At 44.9% G+C, this 22,543-nt stretch carries 24 protein-coding genes and 7 tRNA genes; 5 read left to right on the top strand and 26 right to left on the bottom strand.

Annotated features, from left to right (window positions below):
- Positions 1 to 315 precede the first annotated feature (315 nt).
- The 10 genes from AC3CKG_RS14225 to mutY all read right to left on the bottom strand — a co-directional run bounded on the left by AC3CKG_RS14225 (position 316) and on the right by mutY (position 3,786).
- A tRNA-Asn gene (locus AC3CKG_RS14225) sits at positions 316 to 391 on the bottom strand.
- Positions 392 to 447: 56 nt separating this feature from the next.
- Positions 448 to 523: transfer RNA gene (locus tag AC3CKG_RS14220), tRNA-Phe, on the bottom strand.
- A 7-nt stretch (positions 524 to 530) separates the two neighbouring features.
- A tRNA-Thr gene (locus tag AC3CKG_RS14215) sits at positions 531 to 606 on the bottom strand.
- A 70-nt stretch (positions 607 to 676) separates the two neighbouring features.
- A tRNA-Asn gene (locus tag AC3CKG_RS14210) sits at positions 677 to 752 on the bottom strand.
- A gap of 56 nt (positions 753 to 808) precedes the next feature.
- Positions 809 to 884, bottom strand: a tRNA-Phe gene (locus AC3CKG_RS14205).
- A gap of 7 nt (positions 885 to 891) precedes the next feature.
- Positions 892 to 967: transfer RNA gene (locus tag AC3CKG_RS14200), tRNA-Thr, on the bottom strand.
- Between the two features lie 74 nt (positions 968 to 1,041).
- Positions 1,042 to 1,117 (bottom strand) — tRNA-Phe (locus AC3CKG_RS14195).
- A 103-nt stretch (positions 1,118 to 1,220) separates the two neighbouring features.
- Entirely contained in the window at positions 1,221 to 2,354 is a 1,134-nt protein-coding gene (gene mltC, locus AC3CKG_RS14190) for a membrane-bound lytic murein transglycosylase MltC (RefSeq protein ID WP_065606910.1), read from the bottom strand.
- Between the two features lie 69 nt (positions 2,355 to 2,423).
- Entirely contained in the window at positions 2,424 to 2,696 is a 273-nt protein-coding gene (locus AC3CKG_RS14185) for an oxidative damage protection protein (RefSeq protein WP_010435637.1), read from the bottom strand.
- Positions 2,697 to 2,724: 28 nt separating this feature from the next.
- Entirely contained in the window at positions 2,725 to 3,786 is a 1,062-nt protein-coding gene (mutY, locus tag AC3CKG_RS14180) for an A/G-specific adenine glycosylase (protein ID WP_099165201.1), read from the bottom strand.
- A gap of 165 nt (positions 3,787 to 3,951) precedes the next feature.
- Between mutY and trmB the strand changes: the two genes are divergently transcribed.
- Positions 3,952 to 4,671: a tRNA (guanosine(46)-N7)-methyltransferase TrmB gene (gene trmB / locus AC3CKG_RS14175; protein ID WP_004735468.1), complete on the top strand. Its 720-nt coding sequence runs from the start codon at positions 3,952 to 3,954 to the stop codon at positions 4,669 to 4,671.
- Positions 4,672 to 4,857: 186 nt separating this feature from the next.
- Positions 4,858 to 5,778, top strand: a complete 921-nt coding sequence (gene glsB, locus AC3CKG_RS14170; protein WP_009847707.1) for a glutaminase B — start codon at positions 4,858 to 4,860, stop codon at positions 5,776 to 5,778.
- Positions 5,779 to 5,944: 166 nt separating this feature from the next.
- On the opposite strand, the gene hemW is transcribed toward glsB, so the two are convergent.
- From hemW to AC3CKG_RS14135, 7 genes are all read right to left on the bottom strand, one after another.
- Positions 5,945 to 7,132, bottom strand: a complete 1,188-nt coding sequence (gene hemW / locus AC3CKG_RS14165; RefSeq protein WP_488528506.1) for a radical SAM family heme chaperone HemW — start codon at positions 7,130 to 7,132, stop codon at positions 5,945 to 5,947.
- Positions 7,132 to 7,731 carry an XTP/dITP diphosphatase gene (locus AC3CKG_RS14160; RefSeq protein ID WP_065205690.1) on the bottom strand — a complete coding sequence of 200 codons (600 nt, stop codon included), beginning with the start codon at positions 7,729 to 7,731 and terminating at the stop codon, positions 7,132 to 7,134. Before AC3CKG_RS14160 ends, hemW begins: the two co-directional genes overlap by 1 nt.
- A 48-nt stretch (positions 7,732 to 7,779) precedes the next feature.
- Positions 7,780 to 8,211 carry a DUF4426 domain-containing protein gene (locus AC3CKG_RS14155; protein ID WP_488528505.1) on the bottom strand — a complete coding sequence of 144 codons (432 nt, stop codon included), beginning with the start codon at positions 8,209 to 8,211 and terminating at the stop codon, positions 7,780 to 7,782.
- Between the two features lie 28 nt (positions 8,212 to 8,239).
- Positions 8,240 to 8,530: a DUF167 family protein YggU gene (gene yggU, locus AC3CKG_RS14150; RefSeq protein ID WP_488528504.1), complete on the bottom strand. Its 291-nt coding sequence runs from the start codon at positions 8,528 to 8,530 to the stop codon at positions 8,240 to 8,242.
- Between the two features lie 29 nt (positions 8,531 to 8,559).
- Positions 8,560 to 9,117: a YggT family protein gene (locus AC3CKG_RS14145; RefSeq protein ID WP_017067798.1), complete on the bottom strand. Its 558-nt coding sequence runs from the start codon at positions 9,115 to 9,117 to the stop codon at positions 8,560 to 8,562.
- 76 nt (positions 9,118 to 9,193) lie between these two features.
- Entirely contained in the window at positions 9,194 to 10,012 is an 819-nt protein-coding gene (gene proC, locus AC3CKG_RS14140; RefSeq protein ID WP_372250671.1) for a pyrroline-5-carboxylate reductase, read from the bottom strand.
- A gap of 100 nt (positions 10,013 to 10,112) precedes the next feature.
- Positions 10,113 to 10,817, bottom strand: coding sequence for a YggS family pyridoxal phosphate-dependent enzyme (locus AC3CKG_RS14135; protein WP_488528503.1), 705 nt, complete (start codon positions 10,815 to 10,817; stop codon positions 10,113 to 10,115).
- A gap of 26 nt (positions 10,818 to 10,843) precedes the next feature.
- Here AC3CKG_RS14135 and AC3CKG_RS14130 point away from each other — a divergent pair, with 26 nt between their 5' ends.
- On the top strand, positions 10,844 to 11,881 hold the full coding sequence (locus tag AC3CKG_RS14130; RefSeq protein ID WP_004735478.1) for a type IV pilus twitching motility protein PilT: 1,038 nt from the start codon (positions 10,844 to 10,846) through the stop codon (positions 11,879 to 11,881).
- 14 nt (positions 11,882 to 11,895) lie between these two features.
- On the top strand, positions 11,896 to 13,002 hold the full coding sequence (locus tag AC3CKG_RS14125) for a PilT/PilU family type 4a pilus ATPase (RefSeq protein WP_488528502.1): 1,107 nt from the start codon (positions 11,896 to 11,898) through the stop codon (positions 13,000 to 13,002).
- A gap of 57 nt (positions 13,003 to 13,059) precedes the next feature.
- On the opposite strand, the gene AC3CKG_RS14120 is transcribed toward AC3CKG_RS14125, so the two are convergent.
- The 9 genes from AC3CKG_RS14120 to metK form a co-directional block, all read right to left on the bottom strand.
- Positions 13,060 to 13,230: a hypothetical protein gene (locus AC3CKG_RS14120; RefSeq protein ID WP_428780663.1), complete on the bottom strand. Its 171-nt coding sequence runs from the start codon at positions 13,228 to 13,230 to the stop codon at positions 13,060 to 13,062.
- Between the two features lie 99 nt (positions 13,231 to 13,329).
- Positions 13,330 to 13,752 (bottom strand): Holliday junction resolvase RuvX, encoded by a 423-nt coding sequence (ruvX, locus tag AC3CKG_RS14115; RefSeq protein ID WP_017062240.1) that lies wholly within the window; start codon positions 13,750 to 13,752, stop codon positions 13,330 to 13,332.
- A 48-nt stretch (positions 13,753 to 13,800) separates the two neighbouring features.
- Positions 13,801 to 14,364, bottom strand: a complete 564-nt coding sequence (locus AC3CKG_RS14110; protein ID WP_054547449.1) for a YqgE/AlgH family protein — start codon at positions 14,362 to 14,364, stop codon at positions 13,801 to 13,803.
- 116 nt (positions 14,365 to 14,480) lie between these two features.
- Positions 14,481 to 15,431: a glutathione synthase gene (gene gshB, locus AC3CKG_RS14105; RefSeq protein ID WP_004735482.1), complete on the bottom strand. Its 951-nt coding sequence runs from the start codon at positions 15,429 to 15,431 to the stop codon at positions 14,481 to 14,483.
- Between the two features lie 9 nt (positions 15,432 to 15,440).
- Complete coding sequence (gene rsmE, locus AC3CKG_RS14100; RefSeq protein WP_017077778.1) at positions 15,441 to 16,172, bottom strand: 16S rRNA (uracil(1498)-N(3))-methyltransferase; 732 nt, start codon at positions 16,170 to 16,172, stop codon at positions 15,441 to 15,443.
- A 159-nt stretch (positions 16,173 to 16,331) separates the two neighbouring features.
- Entirely contained in the window at positions 16,332 to 17,063 is a 732-nt protein-coding gene (locus AC3CKG_RS14095) for an endonuclease (protein WP_488528501.1), read from the bottom strand.
- Between the two features lie 97 nt (positions 17,064 to 17,160).
- The gene (locus tag AC3CKG_RS14090; RefSeq protein ID WP_017097525.1) at positions 17,161 to 17,661 is read right to left on the bottom strand and encodes a SprT family zinc-dependent metalloprotease; all 501 of its coding nucleotides are present in this window, start codon (positions 17,659 to 17,661) and stop codon (positions 17,161 to 17,163) included.
- 78 nt (positions 17,662 to 17,739) lie between these two features.
- The gene (locus tag AC3CKG_RS14085) at positions 17,740 to 18,537 is read right to left on the bottom strand and encodes a DUF2189 domain-containing protein (protein WP_017105107.1); all 798 of its coding nucleotides are present in this window, start codon (positions 18,535 to 18,537) and stop codon (positions 17,740 to 17,742) included.
- A gap of 367 nt (positions 18,538 to 18,904) precedes the next feature.
- Complete coding sequence (metK, locus tag AC3CKG_RS14080) at positions 18,905 to 20,059, bottom strand: methionine adenosyltransferase (protein WP_065102940.1); 1,155 nt, start codon at positions 20,057 to 20,059, stop codon at positions 18,905 to 18,907.
- Between the two features lie 377 nt (positions 20,060 to 20,436).
- Here metK and tkt point away from each other — a divergent pair, with 377 nt between their 5' ends.
- Entirely contained in the window at positions 20,437 to 22,431 is a 1,995-nt protein-coding gene (gene tkt / locus AC3CKG_RS14075) for a transketolase (RefSeq protein WP_102361373.1), read from the top strand.
- Positions 22,432 to 22,543: the final 112 nt, after the last annotated feature.

The raw sequence follows: 22,543 nt of genomic DNA, 5'->3' as shown, positions 1-22,543 counted from the left end.
GTAGGGCAGATATCAGAAAGATATCAAAACATGATGAAGATTAAATTTACGAAGCAAAAAAAGTAACAGATTGCCATTCTGTTTGTTTTTATGTGACGATACGCGGCTAAAGGTGCTTAATTTCAGATATGGTTTAGTTTGTATCGAGAGGGTTTGAACGAATTCAAGGATGGGTACTGTCGAGATAGGAAAGGGGATGCTTTAACTTTATGGGGATGATCAGGGCTTGATGTTGAGTTGGCGGCAATACTGAATAGAGTTAGCTTTTGCTCAAGCAAAAAAAAGCCAAGTCTTTCGACTTGGCTTTCTTGAATGTGGCTCCCCTTGCAAGACTTGAACTTGCGACATACGGATTAACAGTCCGCCGTTCTACCAACTGAACTAAAGGGGAATTACTTGTCTTAACATCAGGTCTATAAAGACCATTATTTGTTAAGTACCAAATAATGGTGCCTCGAGGCGGAATCGAACCACCGACACGCGGATTTTCAATCCGCTGCTCTACCGACTGAGCTATCGAGGCAAAAGAATGGTGCCGACTACCGGAGTCGAACTGGTGACCTACTGATTACAAGTCAGTTGCTCTACCTACTGAGCTAAGTCGGCACACTAAATTCTTTGCTTTAGAGAGTAAACTCTCTAATTAAAACCTCATATAAAATGAAGTTCTTTAAAATGGCTCCCCTTGCAAGACTTGAACTTGCGACATACGGATTAACAGTCCGCCGTTCTACCAACTGAACTAAAGGGGAATTACTTGTCTCAACATCAGGTCTATAAAGACCATTATTTGTTAAGTACCAAATAATGGTGCCTCGAGGCGGAATCGAACCACCGACACGCGGATTTTCAATCCGCTGCTCTACCGACTGAGCTATCGAGGCAAAAGAATGGTGCCGACTACCGGAGTCGAACTGGTGACCTACTGATTACAAGTCAGTTGCTCTACCTACTGAGCTAAGTCGGCACACTAAATTCTTTATGCTTTTGTTCGTGTTGCTACTCCCTGTTAAAGAGTAATGACACCAACAAATCAAATTGTGGTGCCCGGAGGCGGAATCGAACCACCGACACGAGGATTTTCAATCCTCTGCTCTACCGACTGAGCTATCCGGGCAACGGAGCGCTATTAAACGGATTTTCTGCATAACCGTCAACACCTTTTTTGAAAATAATTAAAAAAAACGTTCGTTAGTTGTTTTTTTATTCAAAAGTGAGGCTTACGTTTTACCTTGGTTAAAATCTTTCTTGAATTTTGTTACTTTTTCTAAGTATCGACGTGACTCTTTGTTTGGGTGTTTCTTTGTCAGTGCCCAGTAAGCTTGACTAGGTTGCAATGAGTTTAAGTCACGCATTGCCCGCTTTCTGTCCTTACTGAAGGTATTGAGTACCCCACCAGTGCCACCGTTGTATGCTGAGATCATGCTGTATTCGAGTGTGGTTGGGTGCTGCACGTCCTTCAAATAACGATTTTTAAGGATGTAAAAGTACGCAGTGCCAGCATCAATGTTGTTTTCTGGATTGAATAAGTACTCAGGACTTGGTTCTCCAGGTTTATTTTTGACGAGCTTAAAGACATCTCGGCCTGCCGTTTTTGGGACCACCTGCATAAGACCATAAGCATTCGCCCAACTCACAGCGTATGGGTTAAAACTACTCTCTGTTTTGATGATTGCGTAAATCAAGTCTTCAGGAATGTCATAACGTTGAGATGCGCGACGAACGATATCTGCGTACTTATAGCTTCGTTTGCTGGCGTGATCGGCCACCATTGGAATTTCGACGTAATACGCTTTTTTAAAGTCGACTTCCTTGGTTTTTAGGTTATTGGCGATCAGGTAATCAGCAAATTTGTTAGCACGCCATGTCCATTGGATAGGCTTTTTATCCTGATCAACGACTTGGTTATAGAGGAAAGGTTGACCTTCTAACTTGATGCTTTTGGAAGAGAATAGATCGACATTCGCAGGATCATCTGGCGTTAAAAGTGTCGTCATGATTGCATTTTTGAGGTGCTTTTTAGGGTCCGTTGAGGAGACGGTTTCAACTGTGATCAGGCCTTGGCTAAAGTTTACTTCTGAACGGCTCAAGTAATTATCTATGTATTTCACATAGTTACTCTTGCCCGCCATCTTTACTTCACTGCTGCCCCAACGTTTTTGGATATTGCCAGAAAAGCTATTAATTAAAGAATCTAACGCCCCAGTGTCTTTTTCAAATTGACCGGGTAGCTCCGCTAAATTACTTACAAATCGGTTGGTTGGTTCGTAATTAACATCATAAATGCTTTCGACAAATTCACGACTGCACCCAGTTAACAACATGGCTGTTAGGAAGTAACTTAGCTTTTTCATAGTTCCTCATACAAAAATGACATCGCAGCGTTAACCATGATGTCATTAAAATTTGCTTAAATAAATGTCTTATTCGCTTGGTGGAGTGTAGCCATCAATAACGACATCTTTACCTTCGAAAAGGAAGTTAACCATCTCAGTTTCAAGAAGTTTACGATGCTCAGGATCCATCATGTTTAGCTTCTTTTCATTGATAAGCATAGTTTGCTTGCTTTGCCATTGTCCCCAAGCTTCTTTAGACACGTTGTCAAAGATACGCTTACCTAAGTCACCTGGGTAAAGTTGAAAATCTAGGCCTTCAGCATCTTTTTGAAGGCGAGCACAAAATACAGTGCGGCTCATAGTGGTTCCTCTTATCGCGTTCGTTGATTCAAACGTCGTCATTCAGTTCAAAGGGTAGGCTCTCAATAAGCTGCTTTACAGGAGCGGCTAGGCCAATTTCTTCCGGTTTTGATAAGTTATACCAGAGACCTTTAGTCCCTTCCATTATCAAATCTGGTTGTTTATCTAATTTTACTAATACTGGTGTGATATCTAAGTGGTAGTGGCTGAAAGTGTGCCGAAACGCAATCATGGTCTTGATCGAATCGGTTTCATTGTCTTTGATCGAACGAAGATCTAACTGATGTTCGATCTCTGCGTTTTCATTTTGAGGGAAACAGAATAGTCCTCCCCAGATACCAGATTGAGGGCGTTGTTCGAGCCATACTTGATTGTTGTGGTACAGAATCACAAACCATGTTTCTTTTATTGGCTTTTCTTTCTTTGGTTTCTTGCCAGGGAAATCGAGCTGTCTATCGAGCTTCTTAGCTTCACACATGCTTTCAATCGGGCATAAGGTACATTTAGGCTTGCTACGGGTACAAACCATCGCACCCATATCCATCATTGCTTGATTGTATTTATCGACATCTTTTTTCGGAGTATGAGCTTCTGCATGCTCCCAAAGTTGGTTTTCAACCTTCTTTTGTCCGGGCCAACCTTCAACGGCAAAGCTTCTTGCAAGCGTTCGTTTCACATTGCCATCAAGAATTGCATGAGGAAGCTTATGAACGGAAGACAGCACTGCAGCGCCAGTTGAGCGACCGATGCCCGGTAGCGCATTCATCTCTTCGATAGACAGCGGAAATTCACCACCATACTGTTCAGCAACAATCTTAGCTGCTTTGTGAAGGTTACGAGCTCGCGCGTAATAACCAAGCCCCGTCCATAAGTGGAGCACTTCATCTTGTTCAGCGTTCGCTAGGTCGATAACCGTTGGAAAGCGCTCTAAGAAGCGCTGGTAGTATGGAATCACCGTGGCGACTTGAGTCTGCTGAAGCATGATTTCAGATAGCCAAACGGTGTAGGCGGTTTTGTTTTGTTGCCAAGGTAATTCTTTACGCCCAAAGGCGTCATACCACTTTAATATGGCGGTTGCGAAAGGAGTCACGACATGCTCTATGCTTTGCTATTATTAGGAGTGAAATTGCACCACACTTACGGTTGGATGTAAAACAGACAAATTGTGTGGGAATTTATCCACGGAAAGACTTGCACCGGAGGCAATTCTTTGGATAATCCCCGCTTTGATTAATCAATGTGCAGGCAAAAATCAATGAGTGAAGTGACCACTAACGAATATACTGAAGACGGCAAACTGGTTCGTAAGATCCGTAGTTTTGTTCGCCGCGAAGGCCGCTTAACAAAAGGCCAAGAAAACGCGATGAACGAATGTTGGCCAACAATGGGTATCGACTACAACCCAGAACTTCTTAATTGGAAAGAAGTGTTTGGCAACGACAACCCTGTTGTACTAGAAATTGGCTTCGGTATGGGTGCATCACTGGTTGAAATGGCAAAGAATGCGCCTGAGAAAAACTTCTTAGGTATTGAAGTTCACAGCCCAGGTGTTGGTGCGTGTTTAGGTACAGCTCGCGATGCTGGCGTAACTAACCTGCGCGTAATGTGTCACGATGCAGTAGAAGTATTTGAACACATGATCCCAGACAGCAGCCTGCATACACTGCAACTGTTCTTCCCTGACCCATGGCATAAAGCTCGTCACCACAAACGTCGTATCGTTAAGGCTGAGTTTGCAGAGATGGTTCGCGGTAAGCTGCAACTTGATACTGGTATTTTCCACATGGCAACAGACTGGGAAAACTACGCAGAACATATGATTGAAGTGATGAACGTCGCTCCAGGTTTCGAGAATATCGCTGAAGACGGTGATTACATTCCTCGTCCAGACGAGCGTCCACTGACTAAGTTTGAAGCTCGTGGCCACCGTTTAGGTCATGGTGTTTGGGATATTAAATTCAAGCGTACTAAGTAATTCTGAACCAAATTAAGTGAAGGTGAATCCGACTTAGGACTAAACCCTACACTTTATGGGATTGATTAAAGCCAACATTATTGTAATGTTGGCTTTTTTGTCCTTAGGCTTTTATTGCGATAAAGGTTTAAGGACAGAAAGTAATGTCACACCCCTACAAAAATAACAATAAAGAAGTAAGCACACATGAAACCAACTCAAGCTATCTTGGCCGAGATTTTAGATGAAGTTCGCCCTTTAATTGGTCAGGGAAAGGTCGCTGATTATATCCCTGCATTGGCTCGTGTATCGAACCAGAAACTGGCGATTGCGGTATACACCAATGAAGGTGAAGTTATTCAAGCTGGCGATGCTGATGAAGCATTCTCAGTGCAATCTATCTCGAAGGCTTTAAGTCTGACGCTAGCAATGGTGTTGTATAAGCCGGAAGAGATATGGCAGCGAGTAGGGAAGGAGCCTTCAGGACAAGCCTTTAACTCGATGATTCAGCTTGAGATGGAACACGGCATCCCTCGTAACCCGTTTATTAATGCTGGCGCGATTGTCGTGGCTGATTTATTACAAAGCCGTCTATCAGCGCCAAGGCACCGTTTATTAGAATTTGTCCGTCAGCTATCAGGTGATACACATATCGTGTATGACAAGGTTGTGGCGGCTTCTGAGATGATGCACAGCGATCGTAATGCTGCTATCGCTTATTTGATGCGTTCATTTGGTAATTTTGAGAACGATGTTATTCCCGTACTCAACAATTACTTTCATGCTTGTGCGCTTAAAATGACCTGTGTTGACTTGGCGAAGACCTTTAGCTATTTGGCAAACAAAGGCGTGTCGGTTCAGACTAAGAAAGAGATCATCACGCCAGTTCAAACCAAACAGCTGAATGCTTTGCTTGCGACATGTGGTTTGTACGATGGGGCGGGAGAGTTTGCTTATCGTGTTGGTATGCCCGGAAAATCTGGTGTCGGTGGCGGGATTATTGCGATTGTTCCTGGCGAAATGACGATCGCGGTGTGGTCTCCGGAACTGGACGCGTCGGGTAATTCACTAGCGGGAACTCAGGCTTTAGAGTTGCTCTCTGAGCGTATTGGGCGTTCTATTTTTTAGAAGAAAGATGCGAGATGCGAGCACGGACTTCGTCCTATAGAGCGCTTCGCTTCGAGAAAGACTCTTACAATAAAAAGGGTTGACCCTAAAGCCAACCCTTACGCAATACTTCTCGAATCTCGAATCTCGAATCTCGAATCTCGAATCTCGAATCTCGAATCTCGAACTATTCGTCTTCTTCTGCCATAAAGGCTTCAAGCAAATCGTTTAAGAAGAGTTTTCCTTTTTCAGTGATCTGCCAATGGCTGTCGGTTTCATTAAGATAACCGAGGTCTTTGGCCCACTCTATCGTTGGCTGAATCGAATCAAACTCTAACCCAGTCGTATCAATGAAGTCTTGTTTTGGACACGCCTCCATTAGCCTGAAGCGGTTCATGAAGAACTCGAAAGGGCGGTCGTCATTAGGTACTTCAAGTTCATCCGACAGATAGGGCTTTACCAGATTCTGATACGCGGCTAGGTAGCCTCTAGGGTGTTTAACCTTAGTGGTGCGAACAATACGTCCATCTGCAAAGCTCAGCTTGCCATGAGAGCCACAGCCAATACCTAGGTAGTCACCAAAGCGCCAGTAGTTGAGATTATGCTGACACTGATATCCCGGCTTGCTGTAACCTGAAATTTCGTACTGTACATAACCTGCATCTGCGAGCTTCTTATGGCCTAAGTCGAAGATATCCCAAAGGTCATCATCGTCAGGCAGCTGTGGCGTTTTGTAATAGAACATGGTGTTAGGTTCTATTGTTAGCTGATACCAAGACAAATGTGGAGGGTCGAGCTCGATCGCTCTGTCCAAATCAGCCAAGGCCTGATCAATGCTTTGATCGGGTAAGCCGTGCATTAGATCTAGGTTGAAGCTATTTAATCCGATTTTATGTGCTAAATGAGCAGCGTTAACCGCTTCGTCTTGACCGTGAATACGCCCAAGCCTTTCCAGTTTCTCTTGCTCAAAACTTTGCACGCCCACCGAGATTCGAGTTATGCCTGCTTTTTGGTAACCAGCAAAACGCTCAGCTTCGATAGTTCCCGGATTAGCTTCCATGGTGATTTCTATTTCAGGTTTGAATGGGATACGCTGTTCAATGCCTTGCAGCAATCGACCTATTCCTTCTGGAGAAAATAGACTCGGTGTGCCGCCACCAATAAAGATCGAATGCAATGGGCGAGGTGCGCCATTGAGTTGGTATTTTTCGATATCGGTATCGAGATCCTCAAGCAGAGCATCTATATACTCTTTTTCAGGAATCTCGGCTTTTAGAGCATGAGAGTTAAAATCACAATACGGACACTTTTGTACACACCATGGGATGTGGACATAGAGGCTGAGTGCGGGTGGTATTAGCGCTGCATTGTGCATTACAGAGCTTGCTCCTTGAGAGTCTTGAATAATGACGCTAGGGCTTTACCACGGTGTGACAGTTGCTTCTTACGTGACGATTCAAGTTCTGCTGAGGCGCAGTTATCTTCTGGTACAAAGAATACAGGATCGTAGCCAAAGCCATTCTCACCGTGTTCTTCAGTCAGAATGCGACCTTCCCATTTACCGTGACATACTAATGGAGTCGGATCATTTTCGTGACGCATTAGCACCAATACACAGTGAAAACGAGCTGTGCGTTTTTCAACCTCGACACCTTGCATAGCAGATAACAGCTTTTCGATGTTTTGCTTATCTGTCGCCCCTTCACCTGAGTAACGTGCCGAGTAGATACCGGGTGCTCCATTTAAGTAATCAACTTCTAAACCAGAGTCGTCAGCAATGGCTGGCAGCCCTGTTTCTTTCGCAGCGTGGCGAGCTTTGATGATGGCATTTTCAATGAAAGTCGTTCCCGTTTCAGCGACTTCTGAAACGTTAAATTCACTTTGCGCGACAACGTCGAAACCAAACTCAGACAGAATATCTGCCATCTCGCGAACTTTGCCTTGGTTGCCTGTTGCTAAAACAATCTTACTCATGGGGATGTGGCTCTAATAAGTTAATGACTAGAAATGTGAGCTTTGAAGCTACTCTTCTATATAGAATTTTTGTGTGAAACGCAGTGGTCCAGTGCCTTTCAAGCCTGCGTTAACATCAATATCAAAAGTGATGTTCTCTTCGTGAGTGATAGGGAACTCAGCAAGGTAATAAATCGCATCACCTTCCTTTATTTCACGGAAGTTAAGCGCACGAGTATTGCCTACTAAGTTTCGTGCTGTTCCCGTAATTTTAGCCGTTGTTGCAGGCTTGCCTAGAGAAGCGTTGTCTAGCACGCTGATATTTAGAATCGCTGAGTATCCGTTTCGTTTCAGCTTATATTGCTTAGCGACCTGCGCAGTTAAAAACGTGGAATTGAAAGCCGAGTAATGAACCTCGACATCCTTGATACTTTTAAACTGTCCTGCCGAGCTTGGTAGGGCAATCAGAGCGGTGAGTAGTGCTGTTATCCATAGACGCATAATGACTCCAATAAATAGCAAAAAGCCATCATAGGATGGCTTTGACTTCAGTTGGGATTTGGCTTGGTGAGCATATTCGAACTTGCTTATGCCGACCGAGCTCTCCCTTTTCTATCTTAATTTGCCCTTTCGCTACCTTAAATTGTTTCGCAAGGTATTTCGCTAAGTAAGCATTTGCTTTGCCATCAACCGGTGGTGCAGTAATGGCAATTTTCAGTTCCTCTCCGTGTAAGCCAACGATTTTATCGCGGCTTGCCTTGGGTTGGATATAGAGCCGAAGAAGAATATCGTCTTCTTCGGCCCAAACTGCTTTTGGCATCGTCAAAGTACCTGAGGTTCGTACTTGAATTATAGCTGATACCAAATAGGACCGATCATGTCGCCCATTAGGAAGTTCGCAAATTGCAGAACAATGAACAGAACCAGCACACTTAGGTCGAAGCCACCCATATCAGGAAGGATGCGGCGAATTGGAACTAGCATTGGTTCTGTTAATTGGTGGAATACGTATTCGATTGGGCTACGGCCTTGGCTAACCCAACTCAGGATTGCACGGATTAGTAGAACCCAGAAAATCAAACCACCAGCCGCTTTGAGCAGAGATAGTGCGCCAAAGATCAGGAAGCTAATATCAAATACAGCCGCACCGCCAGAGATAATCAAGTTTAGAGCGACGAACTTAAGTACACACAGCACATAAGCGAATACAACCGTCGCAAGGTCAAGGCTGCCGATTGATGGAATTACTCGGCGTAGTGGGGCAACAACCGGTTGTGTCGCTTTTACGATAAATTGTGAGAATGGGTTGTAGAAATCTGCACGTGATGCTTGTAGCCAGATACGTAAGATCACAACCATGATGTAAAGATCAAAAACGGTCGAGATCAGAAAGCTCATCGAATTCATATTGTTTCCTTTTTCGGATTTACTTGCCGCTTAGGTATAACCCGAACGACACAATGCTTTTGTACTGTAACGAGTATTAAAACAGTTTTTCCATCTCTTCAGCTCGAGCAACCGCCGCTTGCATGGCTTTGGCTACGATATCTGACAGTTGATGTTCGTTAAACGTGCGCAGTGCTTCTGCGGTTGTGCCGCCTTTTGAAGTCACCTGTTCACGTAGAGTAGATAACTCAGTATTTGGATTCGCAACCACCATTTCTGCCGCACCTAATGCAGACTGCTGCACTAATTTACGAGCGGTTTCCTGGTCGAAGCCTTGGTTGATTGCTTCGGCTTGCATCGCTTCCATAAATAGGAAGAAGTAAGCCGGAGCACTGCCCGCCGCCGCAATGATGTTATTAATCCCAGACTCTTGCTCAACCCAGCTTACCTCACCTACGGCTTGCATTAACTGAGAAGCGAACTCTTTATCACCCTGACTAACCGTTGAGTCAGCATAAAGGCCGCTCATCCCCTTACCAAGCAGTGATGGCGTGTTTGGCATAACACGGACAAGGTTTAGCTGGCAGTTTAACATCTCATTGAGTCGATTCGCATTAATACCCGCGGCAATTGAGATAACCAGTTTGTTGCTAAAGTCGATGCTTTGTAAGGGTTTGCATACATCAGCCATCATTTGTGGCTTCACGGATAACACAACAACGTCTGCTTGCTCTGCTGCGGCAATATTATCGCTGGTGGTATTGATGCCGTACTCTTGCTCTAACGGCAGCCTTCTGGTGTCTGAAGGTGCTGTTGCAGTAATCTTTTGCGCTGGGTAACCACTCGCCACTAAGCCCGCTACAATAGAGCGAACCATATTTCCCGCCCCAATAAAGGCGATGTTCTTATGTTCCATATATAAAATCCTGAGCGTGTCGCTGCGCGGTTAAAGCGAAGCGGTATCAATACTGTATTTTTCGTTGCTTGCTGTAGCTATTTCTTGCTGCTCGCCGTCGCTATTTTGCGTAATCACGAGCACCGAAGATAGCCGTTCCAATACGAACCATTGTGCTACCAGCCTCAACTGCTGCATCCATATCACCACTCATACCCATCGAAAGGGTATCGATGTTTGGATACTTCACGGCTAGCTTGCCTTTAAGCTCCGCCAGTTGAGAAAATGCATTAAGCTGAGATTGATAGTCAGATACGTTTGCAGGAATCGACATCAATCCTCTTAAGGTGAGGTTAGGGAGCGACGAAATCAACTCTGCGAGTGCAAAAACTGTCTCTTCTGACGTTCCTGATTTCGAATCTTCACCACTGGTGTTCACTTGAATGAGTACTTGTAGAGGTGGAAGCTCGTTTGGTCGTTGATCATTAAGCCTTTGCGCGATTTTATCGCGATCGACAGAATGCACCCACTGGAAGCTTTCTGCGATAGGGCGGGTTTTATTGGATTGAATTGGGCCAATAAAATGCCATGCTAAATTTAGGTTAGAATGTTGTTCTGAAAAGTGTTTTACTTTATCGACACCTTCTTGAACATAGTTTTCACCAAAGGCAACTTGGCCTCCGAGTGCGGCTTCTAGAATCGCATCAATAGGTTTAGTTTTACTGACGGCTAAAAGTTGCACGGACTCTGGAGCTCGTCCGCACTTTTGCTCAGCACTACGAATCTGTGAGGTGATTTGTTCGATATTTTGTTGAATACTACTCATAGCTGACTTTACTTAAGGGAAAATAAATGGATATCACTGAGTTACTAGATTTTAGTGTAAAGCATAACGCGTCAGATCTACATCTTTCTGCGGGTGTATCTCCAATGGTACGTATAGATGGTGAAGTAAGGAAGCTTGGAATACCAGCTTTGAGTCATGCTGATGTGCATCGTTTGGTTTTTGAGATCATGAGTGATTCACAACGCGGTGAGTTCGAAGAAAAACTGGAAGTCGACTTCTCTTTTGAATTACCCAACGTTGGTCGTTTCCGTGTTAATGCTTTTAACCAATCTCGTGGCTGCTCTGCTGTATTTCGTACCATTCCAGTGGAGATTCCTACCCTTGAACAGCTAGGGGCTCCTGAAATCTTTGAAAGAATATCTAATTACGAAAAAGGTTTAGTCTTGGTGACAGGGCCTACGGGTTCGGGTAAGTCGACAACTTTGGCTGCGATGGTAGATTACGTTAACCGAAACCATAATAAGCATATCTTGACGATTGAAGACCCGATCGAATTTGTTCATACCAACAACAAATGCCTAATCAACCAACGAGAAGTGCACCGCGACACTCACAGCTTCAAAGCTGCGCTGCGCAGTGCGTTACGTGAAGATCCAGACGTTATCCTTGTTGGTGAGCTTCGTGACCAAGAGACGATCAGCTTAGCGCTAACCGCAGCAGAAACAGGCCACTTAGTGTTTGGTACCTTGCACACGAGCTCTGCGGCAAAAACTATCGACCGTATTATCGATGTATTCCCGGGTAGCGACAAAGACATGGTGCGTTCAATGTTGTCTGAATCGTTACGTTCGGTGATCGCCCAGAAGCTGTTAAAGCGTGTCGGTGGTGGTCGAGTGGCTTGTCATGAGATCATGATGGCGACGCCTGCGATCAGAAACTTGATCCGTGAAGACAAGGTCGCGCAGATGTATTCGATCATTCAAACGGGCGCGGCACATGGTATGCAGACCATGGAGCAAAATGCGAAGCAGTTGATGGCTCAAGGTTTGGTTGATTCAGAAGAGGTCGAGAAAAAGATCGAAATTGAAACCTCAATGTTTTAATCAAGGTGAACAAAATGGAATTGAATCAAATCCTTGAGGGGATGCTTTCTCAAAAGGCTTCGGATCTTTATATCACTGTCGATGCTCCAATCCTGTTTCGTGTGGATGGTGAACTGCGACCTCAAGGAGATAAGCTGAATGCGGCTCAAGTATCTCAGCTTCTTGATGCGATGATGGATCAAGACCGACGCGATGAATATCAGCAAACGCGTGAGGCTAACTTTGCCATTGTGCGTGATTTTGGTCGTTTTCGTGTTAGCGCATTCTTTCAACGAGAGCTACCAGGAGCGGTAATTCGTCGTATCGAGACTAACATCCCAACCTTTGAGCAATTAAAGCTTCCTGATGTACTGCAAGACCTGTCAATTGCAAAGCGTGGACTTGTGCTGGTGGTTGGAGCAACGGGCTCTGGTAAATCAACTTCAATGGCTGCAATGACAGGCTATCGTAATACCAACCGTTCGGGGCATATTTTGACGGTTGAAGACCCGATTGAATTCGTTCACGAACATAAAAAATGTATCGTGACTCAACGTGAGGTCGGGCTAGACACTGAGAGCTATGAAGTTGCGCTTAAGAACTCTTTGCGCCAAGCGCCTGATATGATTTTGATTGGCGAAATCCGTAGCCGTGAAACCATGGAATACGCGATGACCTTTGCTGAAACGGGTCACTTGTGTATGGCAACTTTGCACGCGAATAATGCTAACCAAGCGTTGGAACGTATTCTCCATTTGGTGCCTAAAGAGCAGAAAGAGCAGTTCTTGTTTGATCTGTCGATGAATCTACGTGGTGTGGTCGCTCAGCAATTAATCCGAGATAAGAATGGCAGCGGTCGTCATGGTGTGTTTGAGATTCTACTCAACAGCCCACGAGTGTCTGACTTGATTCGCCGTGGTGAGTTACATGAGCTAAAAACAACGATGGCGAAATCGAAAGAGATTGGTATGCAGACTTTTGACCAAGCTTTGTATGATTTGGTCGTTGCAGGCAAGATCAGTGAGGAAGATGCTTTCCACAGTGCAGATTCAGCCAATGACTTGCGCTTGATGTTGAAAACCAGACGTGGCGATGACTACGGGACTGGTGCGTTGGCTGGCGTTAAGATTGATATGGGCTAAATTGATAGTCACCAAGGGGACCGCCTGAGTTGAGAGGCTCAGGCGTTTATGGGTAGCTTAATTATCACTTAACGTACCGTGTTGTCTGCGGCTATCATCGTAATATCTATTTCCACCAGTAAAACTAGAATTAACTTTACTATCATTCATGTACCCAGCATTGCTAGATCCTGTTGAACTGCACGCCGAAATAGCTAGAGCGGCGAAGATTGCTAGAAAAATTTTCATGTGAACTCCCACGTTCTTATTTTTGAATTGCATCGACATTACGATGTGAAATTCGAGTGGGATCACAAGTTAGCTTACATTTCGCTCACTTATTTTTCGTTATGAATATTGTGCTTCAAACCAGCTCTCTAAAATGACGACCGCAGACTGGTTATCGACATTACCTTTGCTTAGCGCTTTATAGCCACCCATTTCAAAAAGGTCGGCCCTTGCTTCTGTCGTAGAAAGTCTCTCATCATGTAGTTCAACATCCACACCAAAGCGTCCCTTAAGACGGTTAGCGAATTTCTTCGCTCTGGGTGTAATGGTTGCTAGATCTTTACCGTGAAGATCGGTAGGCAGACCAACCACGATAAGATTCGGTTGCCACTCTTTGATTTGTTTTTCTATGTCATCCCAGTTGGGGATACCATCTTTGGCTTTAAAGGCTTTTAAAGGGCTTGCTGTGCCTGTGATCTCTTGTCCTATCGCACTGCCGATACTTTTCGTACCGTAGTCAAATGCCATAATTGTTCGTGACATGGGGCTTCCAAATTAATCTGTGTTTGAGAGTTTATATACTGATTTGAGCTAGGCGTGGCCTGCGTCCGCTGAAAGCTGAGCTGCATTGATACCTAACATTTGCACGGCAACTTTCCAACGATCCGAAATTGGCGTATCGAAGATAACCTTTGGATCGGCTTCAACGGTTAGCCATGAGTTTTCAGTCAGCTCGGTTTCCAGTTGTCCTGGTTCCCATCCTGCATAACCAAGCGCGACCAGATAATGCATAGGTTCATCTTCTGTCCCTAACACCATTAGAATATCTTTCGAGGTTGTTACCGAGATTTGATCCGTCATGTTGATGCTGGATTGATAACTGCCTTTGGGTTTGTGCAAAATAAACCCACGATCTTCTGCGACTGGACCACCATTAAGTACTGGCTTATCAAGGCTTGCTTGGTTGGGTTTCGGCTGTTCAGAATCAACCTCAACTTGCTTAAGCATACTGCCGACAGTGACATCGATAGGAGCGTTGATCATCAAACCCATCGCACCTTCGTCATTGTGCTCACAAAGATAGATCACCGAATTCTGAAAGTATGGATCTTTCATTCCGGGCATAGCGACCAGAAAGTGGTTCGTTAAATTCATAGAGCCTCCTGCCAGTGTGTTCCCAGTAAAGGAAAAAGAGCGGCGTAAAGCCGCTCATTGTTCTTTGCCTAGATATTTTTGTGTTTTCGAATAGCTAAGGCTTTCTTTAGTTTAGGCTATTTAGCGTTAACGCGACGCTCGATTGCATCCATTAATTTACCCGTTACCGAAATATCAAAAGCAGCTTCAATTTCACGGATACAAGTAGGGCTTGTCACGTTGATTTCAGTCAGCTTGTCGCCGATAACATCAAGCCCAACAAAGATTAAGCCTTTCTCTTTCAGTGCAGGAGCAACTGCCCTTGCGATAGCCCAGTCTGTTTCACTTAGAGGACGAGCTTCACCTGTACCGCCAGCAGCAAGGTTACCTCGAGTTTCCCCTTTTGCCGGAATACGAGCTAGACAGTAAGGCATTGGTTCGCCGTCAACCACAAGAATACGCTTATCACCATTGCTGATGTCTGGAACAAAGGTTTGTGCCATTGCGTAGTTTTGACCGTGGTTAGTCAGTGTTTCAATGATCACTGATACGTTTGGATCGCCCTCTTTCACTCGGAAGATAGACGCGCCGCCCATACCATCAAGTGGTTTTAGAATCACGTCACCGTGTTCTTCTCGGAACGCTTTAATTTTTTCAGCTTTACGAGTCACGATGGTGGTTGGTGTCAGTTCAGGGAACCAAGCCGTGAATAGCTTCTCGTTACAGTCACGTAAGCTTTGTGGCTTGTTTACGATCAGTGCGCCGTTCTCTTCAGCACGCTCAAGAATGTAAGTTGCGTAGATGTACTCTGTATCAAACGGAGGATCTTTACGCATTAGTACAGCATCTAAATCAGAGAGAGCGATAGTCTGTTCTGATTTGAATTCGTACCAGCCGTTTGGATCTTCTTTTAGTTCAACAACCTTAGTGTCAGCAATGGCTACGCCTTGATCTAAATGTAGATCATCCATTTCCATGTAATGGATTTCGTAACCACGACGCTGAGCTTCAAGCATCATGGCAAAGCTAGAGTCTTTTTTGATGTTAATGGATGAAATTGGATCCATTACGATGCCAAGTTTGATCATTTTTTTCTCCTAGCCTAGATCGCCAAAACGGACTTGTAAGGCAGTAATTGCGGTTAGAGCTGCTGTCTCGGTACGAAGTACACGTGGGCCGAGTAGCGTCTCTTCAAATTTGTATTGTTCTGTCATGCCGATTTCTTCAGCTGACAGTCCGCCTTCAGGACCGATCAATAGGCGCACCTTACTGATGGGTTCTGGAAGGGTGTTAATTGAGTATTTTGCGCGAGGATGCAGGTTTAGCTTTAACGCTTCACTCGGTTCGCTGCACCACTCTTCAAGTTGCATGATTGGGCGAATAACCGGAACCGTATTGCGACCAGATTGTTCACATGCTGCGATAGCAATCTTTTGCCACTGCGCGAGCTTTTTCTCGAAGCGTTTAGTATCAAGCTTAACGCCACAGCGCTCTGAAATCAGTGGGGTAATGGTGTTTACACCAAGCTCAACCGATTTCTGAATCGTGAATTCCATTTTATCGCCACGTGAAATCACTTGGCCTAAATGTAAGTCTAACGGAGATTCGCTGCTACGTTCGATACGTTCAGTAACATTAACTGTGACGTTCTTTTTTGATACTTCAGCAATGGTCGCAGGGAATTCAGCGCCACTGCCATCAAATAGAAGAACATCTTGGCCTTCTTTCATACGAAGGACTCGACCAACATGACCCGCGGCATCTTCGCCTAAAGCGAGTGAACCTAACTGATGAATGCGTTCTGGGTGATGGATACGAGGGATTCTCATGCTGGTAAACCTATAAATAGTGTCATTTGGGTATTTTGTCTCTGCCTAACATGGATGCTTTTAGTTGAAAAAACAAGGGTAGAGCAAGAGTTTCAGGGGCAATTCTAAAACTCTTGTTTGAGATGGAGGCAATTGGAGATGTTGGTTGCCTGAGTCGTGTTATTTACAAGCAGGGAAAACAAATGGGTTGTGATTACCTTGGATCGCATAGATTCGCTTATCACGAGTACATTCCCACTTATCGACAGGGAATTGCTTGTTCCACGCCATCATCAGGTTAGTCTGCTGCTTAGATAGTTTGAAACCATACTCTTGGCTCATATAAAGATAAGTACGCGCGATAGAACCTTTTGCTCTGTCTGGCGGCATAACCTTACGCTGTTTGAAGTTGACCTGCATTTCACACTGACCGTAACTCACGCCATCCATTCCATTCCACTGACTGAAATTGTAATTGGATCGATCACCGTTAACCTCGCCAATTGCCGGAGTTAGATTATGAAGGTCGGCTTCCATCGATTTAAATATTTTGTCATTGCGAGTGCAGTTCTTGCGTCCGCCATCTTGCCAGCACTGACGCTGGTGGCCGAATTGCCAAGCTGGAACCACGTGTTCCCACTCAATACGGGAAGCGCGCTTTTGCTGTTTTCTCACTTGATAACCACAGCCGTCGAGGTCGGGGATACCTTTCTTTTTGTCTTTCCAAGTGATGTCGCAACCACAATAAAATGAAGTCGGGTGATCGAGATAAATCTTCACGGCTTCTTTTTTTGCTTTGGAGAAGGAGCTTGGTGGAGCGGCGAAAACGCTTTGGGTTACCAGTAGGCCAAATACTATTGATAGGTAAAAGGACACCGATAGGCCAAATACTTTTGGAGTGTTTTTTTGCATAGAGAAAGACTGATGAAAGTATGATAAACAACAGTCTAGCACTCAAATGTTAGTTCTCTCTATTACATTTATTCGCGTTACCTTGTGAGTTTAAGACTTAGCTCAATTGAAGGCCGGTAAAAGCTAAGGTTTGCTGGCATTGTTGGCAACGATACGTTGATTGGTTGCGGATGACTTTGTTGTGTCGTCTTATCGACAGGGGATAAGTGGTGCAATCACAGCGATACTCAAAAGTTTTGCCCTGCACTGAGGTTATCTCCAAGCTGTGGGTCGTTTTGGCCGGTACATTGAATACCTTTTCCATCACGTATTTCCACTCATTCCCGTGAGGCCTAACTCGTCCGAAGACCTGATGTGTGATCAGATGTGCGAGTTCATGAGGCACAACCTCGTTAATAAAGGCGTCTTCATTTTCGCTGAATAGCACTTGGTTGAGTTTTATCTCGTTTAACTGGAGGTAGGCTTTTCCCGCTGCCTTTCCTCTTAACTTGTAAGTGACGGTTGGACATGGAAATTCACGAGAAAAATGTTGATTAGCGATAGCTAGGCATTCGCCCAGTTTTTTATTTACTCGATGTTGTTGTGGGGTGTAAGACAAGCGTTGTTAACTCCAAAAAAAGCCTCAGCGTCTAAGCTAAGGCCTCATCATAACATTGCTCATCGATCGTGAAACGATTTAAACGTGATGTTTCTTTTTGATGACTTCGTGGTAAGCATGCCATGTTCCGTAGCCAAGTAATGGCATCGTTACAATCATACCCACGCCGTAGGTCGCGAAGCCGACTAAGATACCTGTACCAATGATACCAGCCCAAACGACCATCGCAGGGATGTTTGATTTAACAGCGTTGAAGCTAGTAAAAATGGCACTCATTACATCTACACGTCTTTCCATCATCAATGGAATCGAAAATGCTGAGATACTAAATATCAGGCTAGCGATAACAAAACCAATCACAGACCCTGTAATTAAGAAGGGAGCAAATTCGGTCAATGGTGCCCCTTGTACTGAAGGGTAAAGTGCGTGCAATAATGCAGCGATACGCATCCAGAATATCATCGCAACCATTAATACAATCGCAAACGCCCATTGGTGGGTTGAGTTACGTGTGATGGCTTTCATAGAGTGCAGTAGGCTAGCGTTGTGCCCCTTTTCTCTTTCCCAGGCTGCGTCATACAAGCCTAGGGCAAGAAACGGCCCTATTAGCATGTACACAATCAAGCTTGGCATAACGACTAAATGTGTTCCTTGCCATTGGACAAGTTGAACAATAGCGATGGCCGCACCCATAAAGCACAAACCGTAAAATGCGCTGATTAGTGGCATTCTCACTAAGTCGTGCAGTGCAAGCGACAACCAATGGAATGGGGCGGATATGCTTACTTGGTTACAAGGAATGGTGCGAGCATAATCCTGATCGCTGACCTTGTGTTTCTTATCGTTCAGTTCGGATGGGTGTACAGTACGAGGCATATATCCCCCTAGTTAAATAACGTCCTAGTTATAGTTCCATAAAGCTCAGTATTGCGTTCATATGAGGATTATGGTGTTGAGCTAAAATGCTCTTTTTCGTCCCAGTTATTGTTCTAGCGTGCATTTAACGAGAGCTATCAGACTGAATTACTTTGAGTTAAATGTGAGCTTGATCGCCTAGGAGTTACCTTAACTATTGTCAGTAGTGTTCGAAAACACAAATTATCGGTGGGTTTTTATACTAAGTGGTTAACGGTAAAGAAGACTTGGGCAGGGTGGTCTAGTAAGAAAAGGTTGGGTAAGTGCATAAAAATAAAGCCCTTACTAAGCAGTAAGGGCTTTAAAGAAACAAATTGCAGTGGCTAAATTATTTTAGCCCAGCGAAGTCCGCAAGGATTGCTGCTTTGTCAGTCGCTTCCCAAGGGAACTCTTCACGACCGAAGTGGCCGTATGCAGCAGTCTGCTTGTAGATAGGCTGAAGAAGGTTCAGCATCTCTTGAAGACCGTATGGACGTAGGTCGAAGTTTTGACGAACGGCTTCAATGATAATTTCGTGAGCTACTTTCTCAGTACCAAACGTTTCAACCATGATAGATGTTGGATCTGCAACACCGATAGCGTAAGACAGTTGAATCTCACAACGGTCAGCCATACCAGCAGCAACGATGTTTTTCGCAACGTAACGAGCTGCGTAAGCTGCAGAACGGTCAACTTTTGATGGATCTTTACCAGAGAATGCACCGCCACCGTGACGAGCTGCGCCGCCGTAGGTATCAACGATGATCTTACGACCGGTTAGACCACAGTCACCCATTGGGCCACCGATTACGAAACGGCCGGTTGGGTTGATGAAGAAGTTAGTGTCTTTGTTGATCCACTCAGCAGGAAGTACTGGCTTGATGATCTCTTCCATTACCGCTTCACGTAGGTCAGGTGTTGTTACTGAATCACAGTGTTGAGTTGAAAGAACCACTGCGTCGATACCAACAATCTTACCTTGGTCGTATTGGAACGTAACTTGAGATTTCGCATCTGGGCGAAGGAAGTCAAGCTTGCCGCTCTTACGTACTTCAGCTTGCTTCTTAACAAGAAGGTGAGAGTAAGTAATTGGAGCTGGCATTAGGATTGGTGTTTCGTTAGTCGCGTAACCAAACATGATACCTTGGTCGCCTGCGCCTTGATCTTTAGGATCGGCTTTATCAACACCTTGGTTGATGTCTGGAGACTGCTTACCAATTGTGTTTAGTACTGCACAAGAGTCAGCGTCAAAGCCCATATCAGAATGAACGTAACCAATTTCACGAACTGTTTCACGAGTGATTTCTTCGATATCAACCCATGCAGACGTTGTTACTTCACCGCCAACCATAACCATGCCGGTTTTTACGTAAGTCTCACAAGCAACACGTGCTTTTGGATCTTGTTCCAAGATGGCATCAAGAACAGCATCAGAGATTTGGTCTGCAATTTTATCTGGATGGCCTTCTGAAACAGATTCAGAAGTGAATAGGTGCTTAGCCATGAGAGCTCCACTTTTAGTTTAGTTTTTAGTTGCAAATAGTTAAATGCAAATAATTTCAGGCGTCGCAAGCTAGGAAGCGCCGCCGTTAAATACAGTATATTTTGTAGGTGTTTCTACATCTAGACGGCTATTCTAAATTCCAGCGGTCGAATTACAAGCTCTTTTTTATGATATGTCATAACTAAACGTTTGCGTATCGGTCGAGATAACGCATTGCTAAGTGATGTAAATGTTCGAAAATTGCGAAAAGTGACCGTTAAAATGCCAGTAAAACGTTTGCAGTCGCTAAAGTCGTTTGAGAGAATACCCGCGCTAATAAAAATGAAAACTTTAGCATCAATCTCTTTTTTAAATCGCTTATGTACTCAGGAGCAGACATGCCTTCTCGTAAAGATCTAGCCAATGCAATTCGCGCACTTAGCATGGATGGCGTTCAACAAGCAAATTCAGGCCACCCTGGCGCACCTATGGGTATGGCTGACATCGCTGAAGTTCTTTGGCGTGGTCACTTGAACCACAACCCAGCAAACCCAGAGTGGGCTGACCGAGACCGTTTTATTCTGTCTAACGGCCATGGTTCAATGTTGATTTACTCTCTGCTTCATCTTGCAGGTTACGAGCTTTCAATTGAAGACCTGAAAAACTTCCGTCAACTGCACTCTAAGACTCCAGGTCACCCAGAGTACGGTTACGCTCCTGGTATCGAAACAACGACGGGTCCTCTAGGTCAAGGTATCACCAACGCTGTTGGTATGGCGATGGCTGAAAAATCATTGGCTGCACAGTTCAACAAAGAAGGCCACGACATCGTAGACCACTACACTTATGCATTCATGGGTGATGGCTGTCTGATGGAAGGTATCTCTCACGAAGCATGTTCTCTAGCCGGTACGCTAGGTCTTGGTAAGCTGGTTGCTTTCTGGGATGACAACGGCATCTCTATCGATGGCGAAGTTGAAGGTTGGTTCTCTGACGATACACCTAAGCGTTTTGAAGCTTACGGCTGGCACGTAATCCCGGCAGTTGATGGTCACGACGCTGACGCTATCAATGCTGCTATTGAAGCAGCTAAAGCGGATCCTCGCCCAACACTTATCTGTACTAAAACTATCATCGGTTTTGGTTCTCCAAACAAAGCGGGTACGCACGACTGTCACGGTGCTCCACTAGGCGCTGATGAAATTACAGCAACTAAAGCGGCACTTGGTTGGGAACACGGTCCTTTCGAAATTCCAGCTGATATCGCAGCTGAGTGGAATGCGAAAGAAGCAGGCGCAGCGAAAGAAGCAGCATGGAATGCTAAGTTTGACGCATACGCAGCCGCTCACCCAGAGCTAGCAGCAGAATTCAAACGTCGTACAAACGGCGAACTACCAGCTGAGTGGGAAGAGAAAGCAAACGCAATCATTGCTGATCTTCAAGCTAACCCAGCAAACATCGCATCACGTAAAGCGTCTCAAAATGCTCTAGAAGCGTTCGGTGCTATGCTACCTGAATTCATGGGCGGCTCTGCTGACCTTGCGCCTTCTAACCTGACTATGTGGTCTGGTTCTAAGTCTCTTGAAGCAAATGACTTCTCTGGTAACTACATCCACTACGGTGTACGTGAATTCGGTATGACGGCTATCATGAACGGTATCGCTCTGCACGGCGGTTTCGTACCATACGGCGCAACGTTCCTAATGTTCATGGAATACGCTCGTAACGCAATGCGTATGGCTGCTCTGATGAAAATTCAGAACATCCAAGTTTACACGCACGATTCTATCGGCCTAGGCGAAGATGGTCCTACTCACCAACCAGTTGAGCAGATCGCTTCTCTACGTCTGACTCCAAACATGAGCACATGGCGTCCATGTGACCAAGTTGAGTCTGCTGTTGCTTGGAAACTGGCAATCGAACGCAAAGATGGTCCTTCTGCACTTATCTTCTCTCGTCAAAACCTTGCACAACAAGATCGTGACGCAGAGCAAGTAGCTAACATCGCTAAGGGTGGTTACATCCTGAAAGATTGCGAAGGCAAGCCTGAGCTTATCCTTATCGCGACGGGTTCTGAAGTTGAGCTAGCGGTTAGCGCTGCTGCTGAATTAACAGCTGAAGGCAAGAAAGTACGCGTAGTTTCTATGCCTGCAACTGACGCATTCGACAAGCAAGACGCGCAGTACCGTGAGTCTGTACTTCCATCTGACGTTACAGCACGTATCGCAGTAGAAGCTGGCATCGCTGACTTCTGGTACAAGTACGTTGGCTTCGGTGGCAAGATCATCGGTATGACAACGTTCGGCGAATCTGCACCAGCAGGCGAGCTATTCAAGATGTTCGGTTTCACTACTGAAAACGTAGTAAACACAGCGAAAGAGCTGCTTGCTTAATCATTGATTGCTAGCCTAGTGCTAACAGTAAAATGAAAGAAAAAACCGAGCGTAGAGCTCGGTTTTTTGTATCTGGGATTTGTTTTCTCCTAGACTCATCTTTATACGCAGC

The organism is Vibrio sp. QJM3NY_15, from assembly GCF_057785995.1.
The sequence above is the reverse complement of the archived record's forward strand: the minus strand, read 5'-3'. Positions and strand labels throughout refer to the sequence as shown.

Coding starts and splice junctions, on each gene's coding strand:
- mltC (WP_065606910.1), bottom strand. CDS start 2,354: ATGAAAAAGCTAAGTTACTTCCTAACAGCCATGTTGTTAACTGGGTGC.
- AC3CKG_RS14185 (WP_010435637.1), bottom strand. CDS start 2,696: ATGAGCCGCACTGTATTTTGTGCTCGCCTTCAAAAAGATGCTGAAGGC.
- trmB (WP_004735468.1), top strand. CDS start 3,952: ATGAGTGAAGTGACCACTAACGAATATACTGAAGACGGCAAACTGGTT.
- glsB (WP_009847707.1), top strand. CDS start 4,858: ATGAAACCAACTCAAGCTATCTTGGCCGAGATTTTAGATGAAGTTCGC.
- hemW (WP_488528506.1), bottom strand. CDS start 7,132: ATGCACAATGCAGCGCTAATACCACCCGCACTCAGCCTCTATGTCCAC.
- AC3CKG_RS14160 (WP_065205690.1), bottom strand. CDS start 7,731: ATGAGTAAGATTGTTTTAGCAACAGGCAACCAAGGCAAAGTTCGCGAG.
- AC3CKG_RS14155 (WP_488528505.1), bottom strand. CDS start 8,211: ATGCGTCTATGGATAACAGCACTACTCACCGCTCTGATTGCCCTACCA.
- yggU (WP_488528504.1), bottom strand. CDS start 8,530: ATGCCAAAAGCAGTTTGGGCCGAAGAAGACGATATTCTTCTTCGGCTC.
- AC3CKG_RS14145 (WP_017067798.1), bottom strand. CDS start 9,117: ATGAATTCGATGAGCTTTCTGATCTCGACCGTTTTTGATCTTTACATC.
- proC (WP_372250671.1), bottom strand. CDS start 10,012: ATGGAACATAAGAACATCGCCTTTATTGGGGCGGGAAATATGGTTCGC.
- AC3CKG_RS14135 (WP_488528503.1), bottom strand. CDS start 10,817: ATGAGTAGTATTCAACAAAATATCGAACAAATCACCTCACAGATTCGT.
- AC3CKG_RS14130 (WP_004735478.1), top strand. CDS start 10,844: ATGGATATCACTGAGTTACTAGATTTTAGTGTAAAGCATAACGCGTCA.
- AC3CKG_RS14125 (WP_488528502.1), top strand. CDS start 11,896: ATGGAATTGAATCAAATCCTTGAGGGGATGCTTTCTCAAAAGGCTTCG.
- AC3CKG_RS14120 (WP_428780663.1), bottom strand. CDS start 13,230: ATGAAAATTTTTCTAGCAATCTTCGCCGCTCTAGCTATTTCGGCGTGC.
- ruvX (WP_017062240.1), bottom strand. CDS start 13,752: ATGTCACGAACAATTATGGCATTTGACTACGGTACGAAAAGTATCGGC.
- AC3CKG_RS14110 (WP_054547449.1), bottom strand. CDS start 14,364: ATGAATTTAACGAACCACTTTCTGGTCGCTATGCCCGGAATGAAAGAT.
- gshB (WP_004735482.1), bottom strand. CDS start 15,431: ATGATCAAACTTGGCATCGTAATGGATCCAATTTCATCCATTAACATC.
- rsmE (WP_017077778.1), bottom strand. CDS start 16,172: ATGAGAATCCCTCGTATCCATCACCCAGAACGCATTCATCAGTTAGGT.
- AC3CKG_RS14095 (WP_488528501.1), bottom strand. CDS start 17,063: ATGCAAAAAAACACTCCAAAAGTATTTGGCCTATCGGTGTCCTTTTAC.
- AC3CKG_RS14085 (WP_017105107.1), bottom strand. CDS start 18,537: ATGCCTCGTACTGTACACCCATCCGAACTGAACGATAAGAAACACAAG.
- metK (WP_065102940.1), bottom strand. CDS start 20,059: ATGGCTAAGCACCTATTCACTTCTGAATCTGTTTCAGAAGGCCATCCA.
- tkt (WP_102361373.1), top strand. CDS start 20,437: ATGCCTTCTCGTAAAGATCTAGCCAATGCAATTCGCGCACTTAGCATG.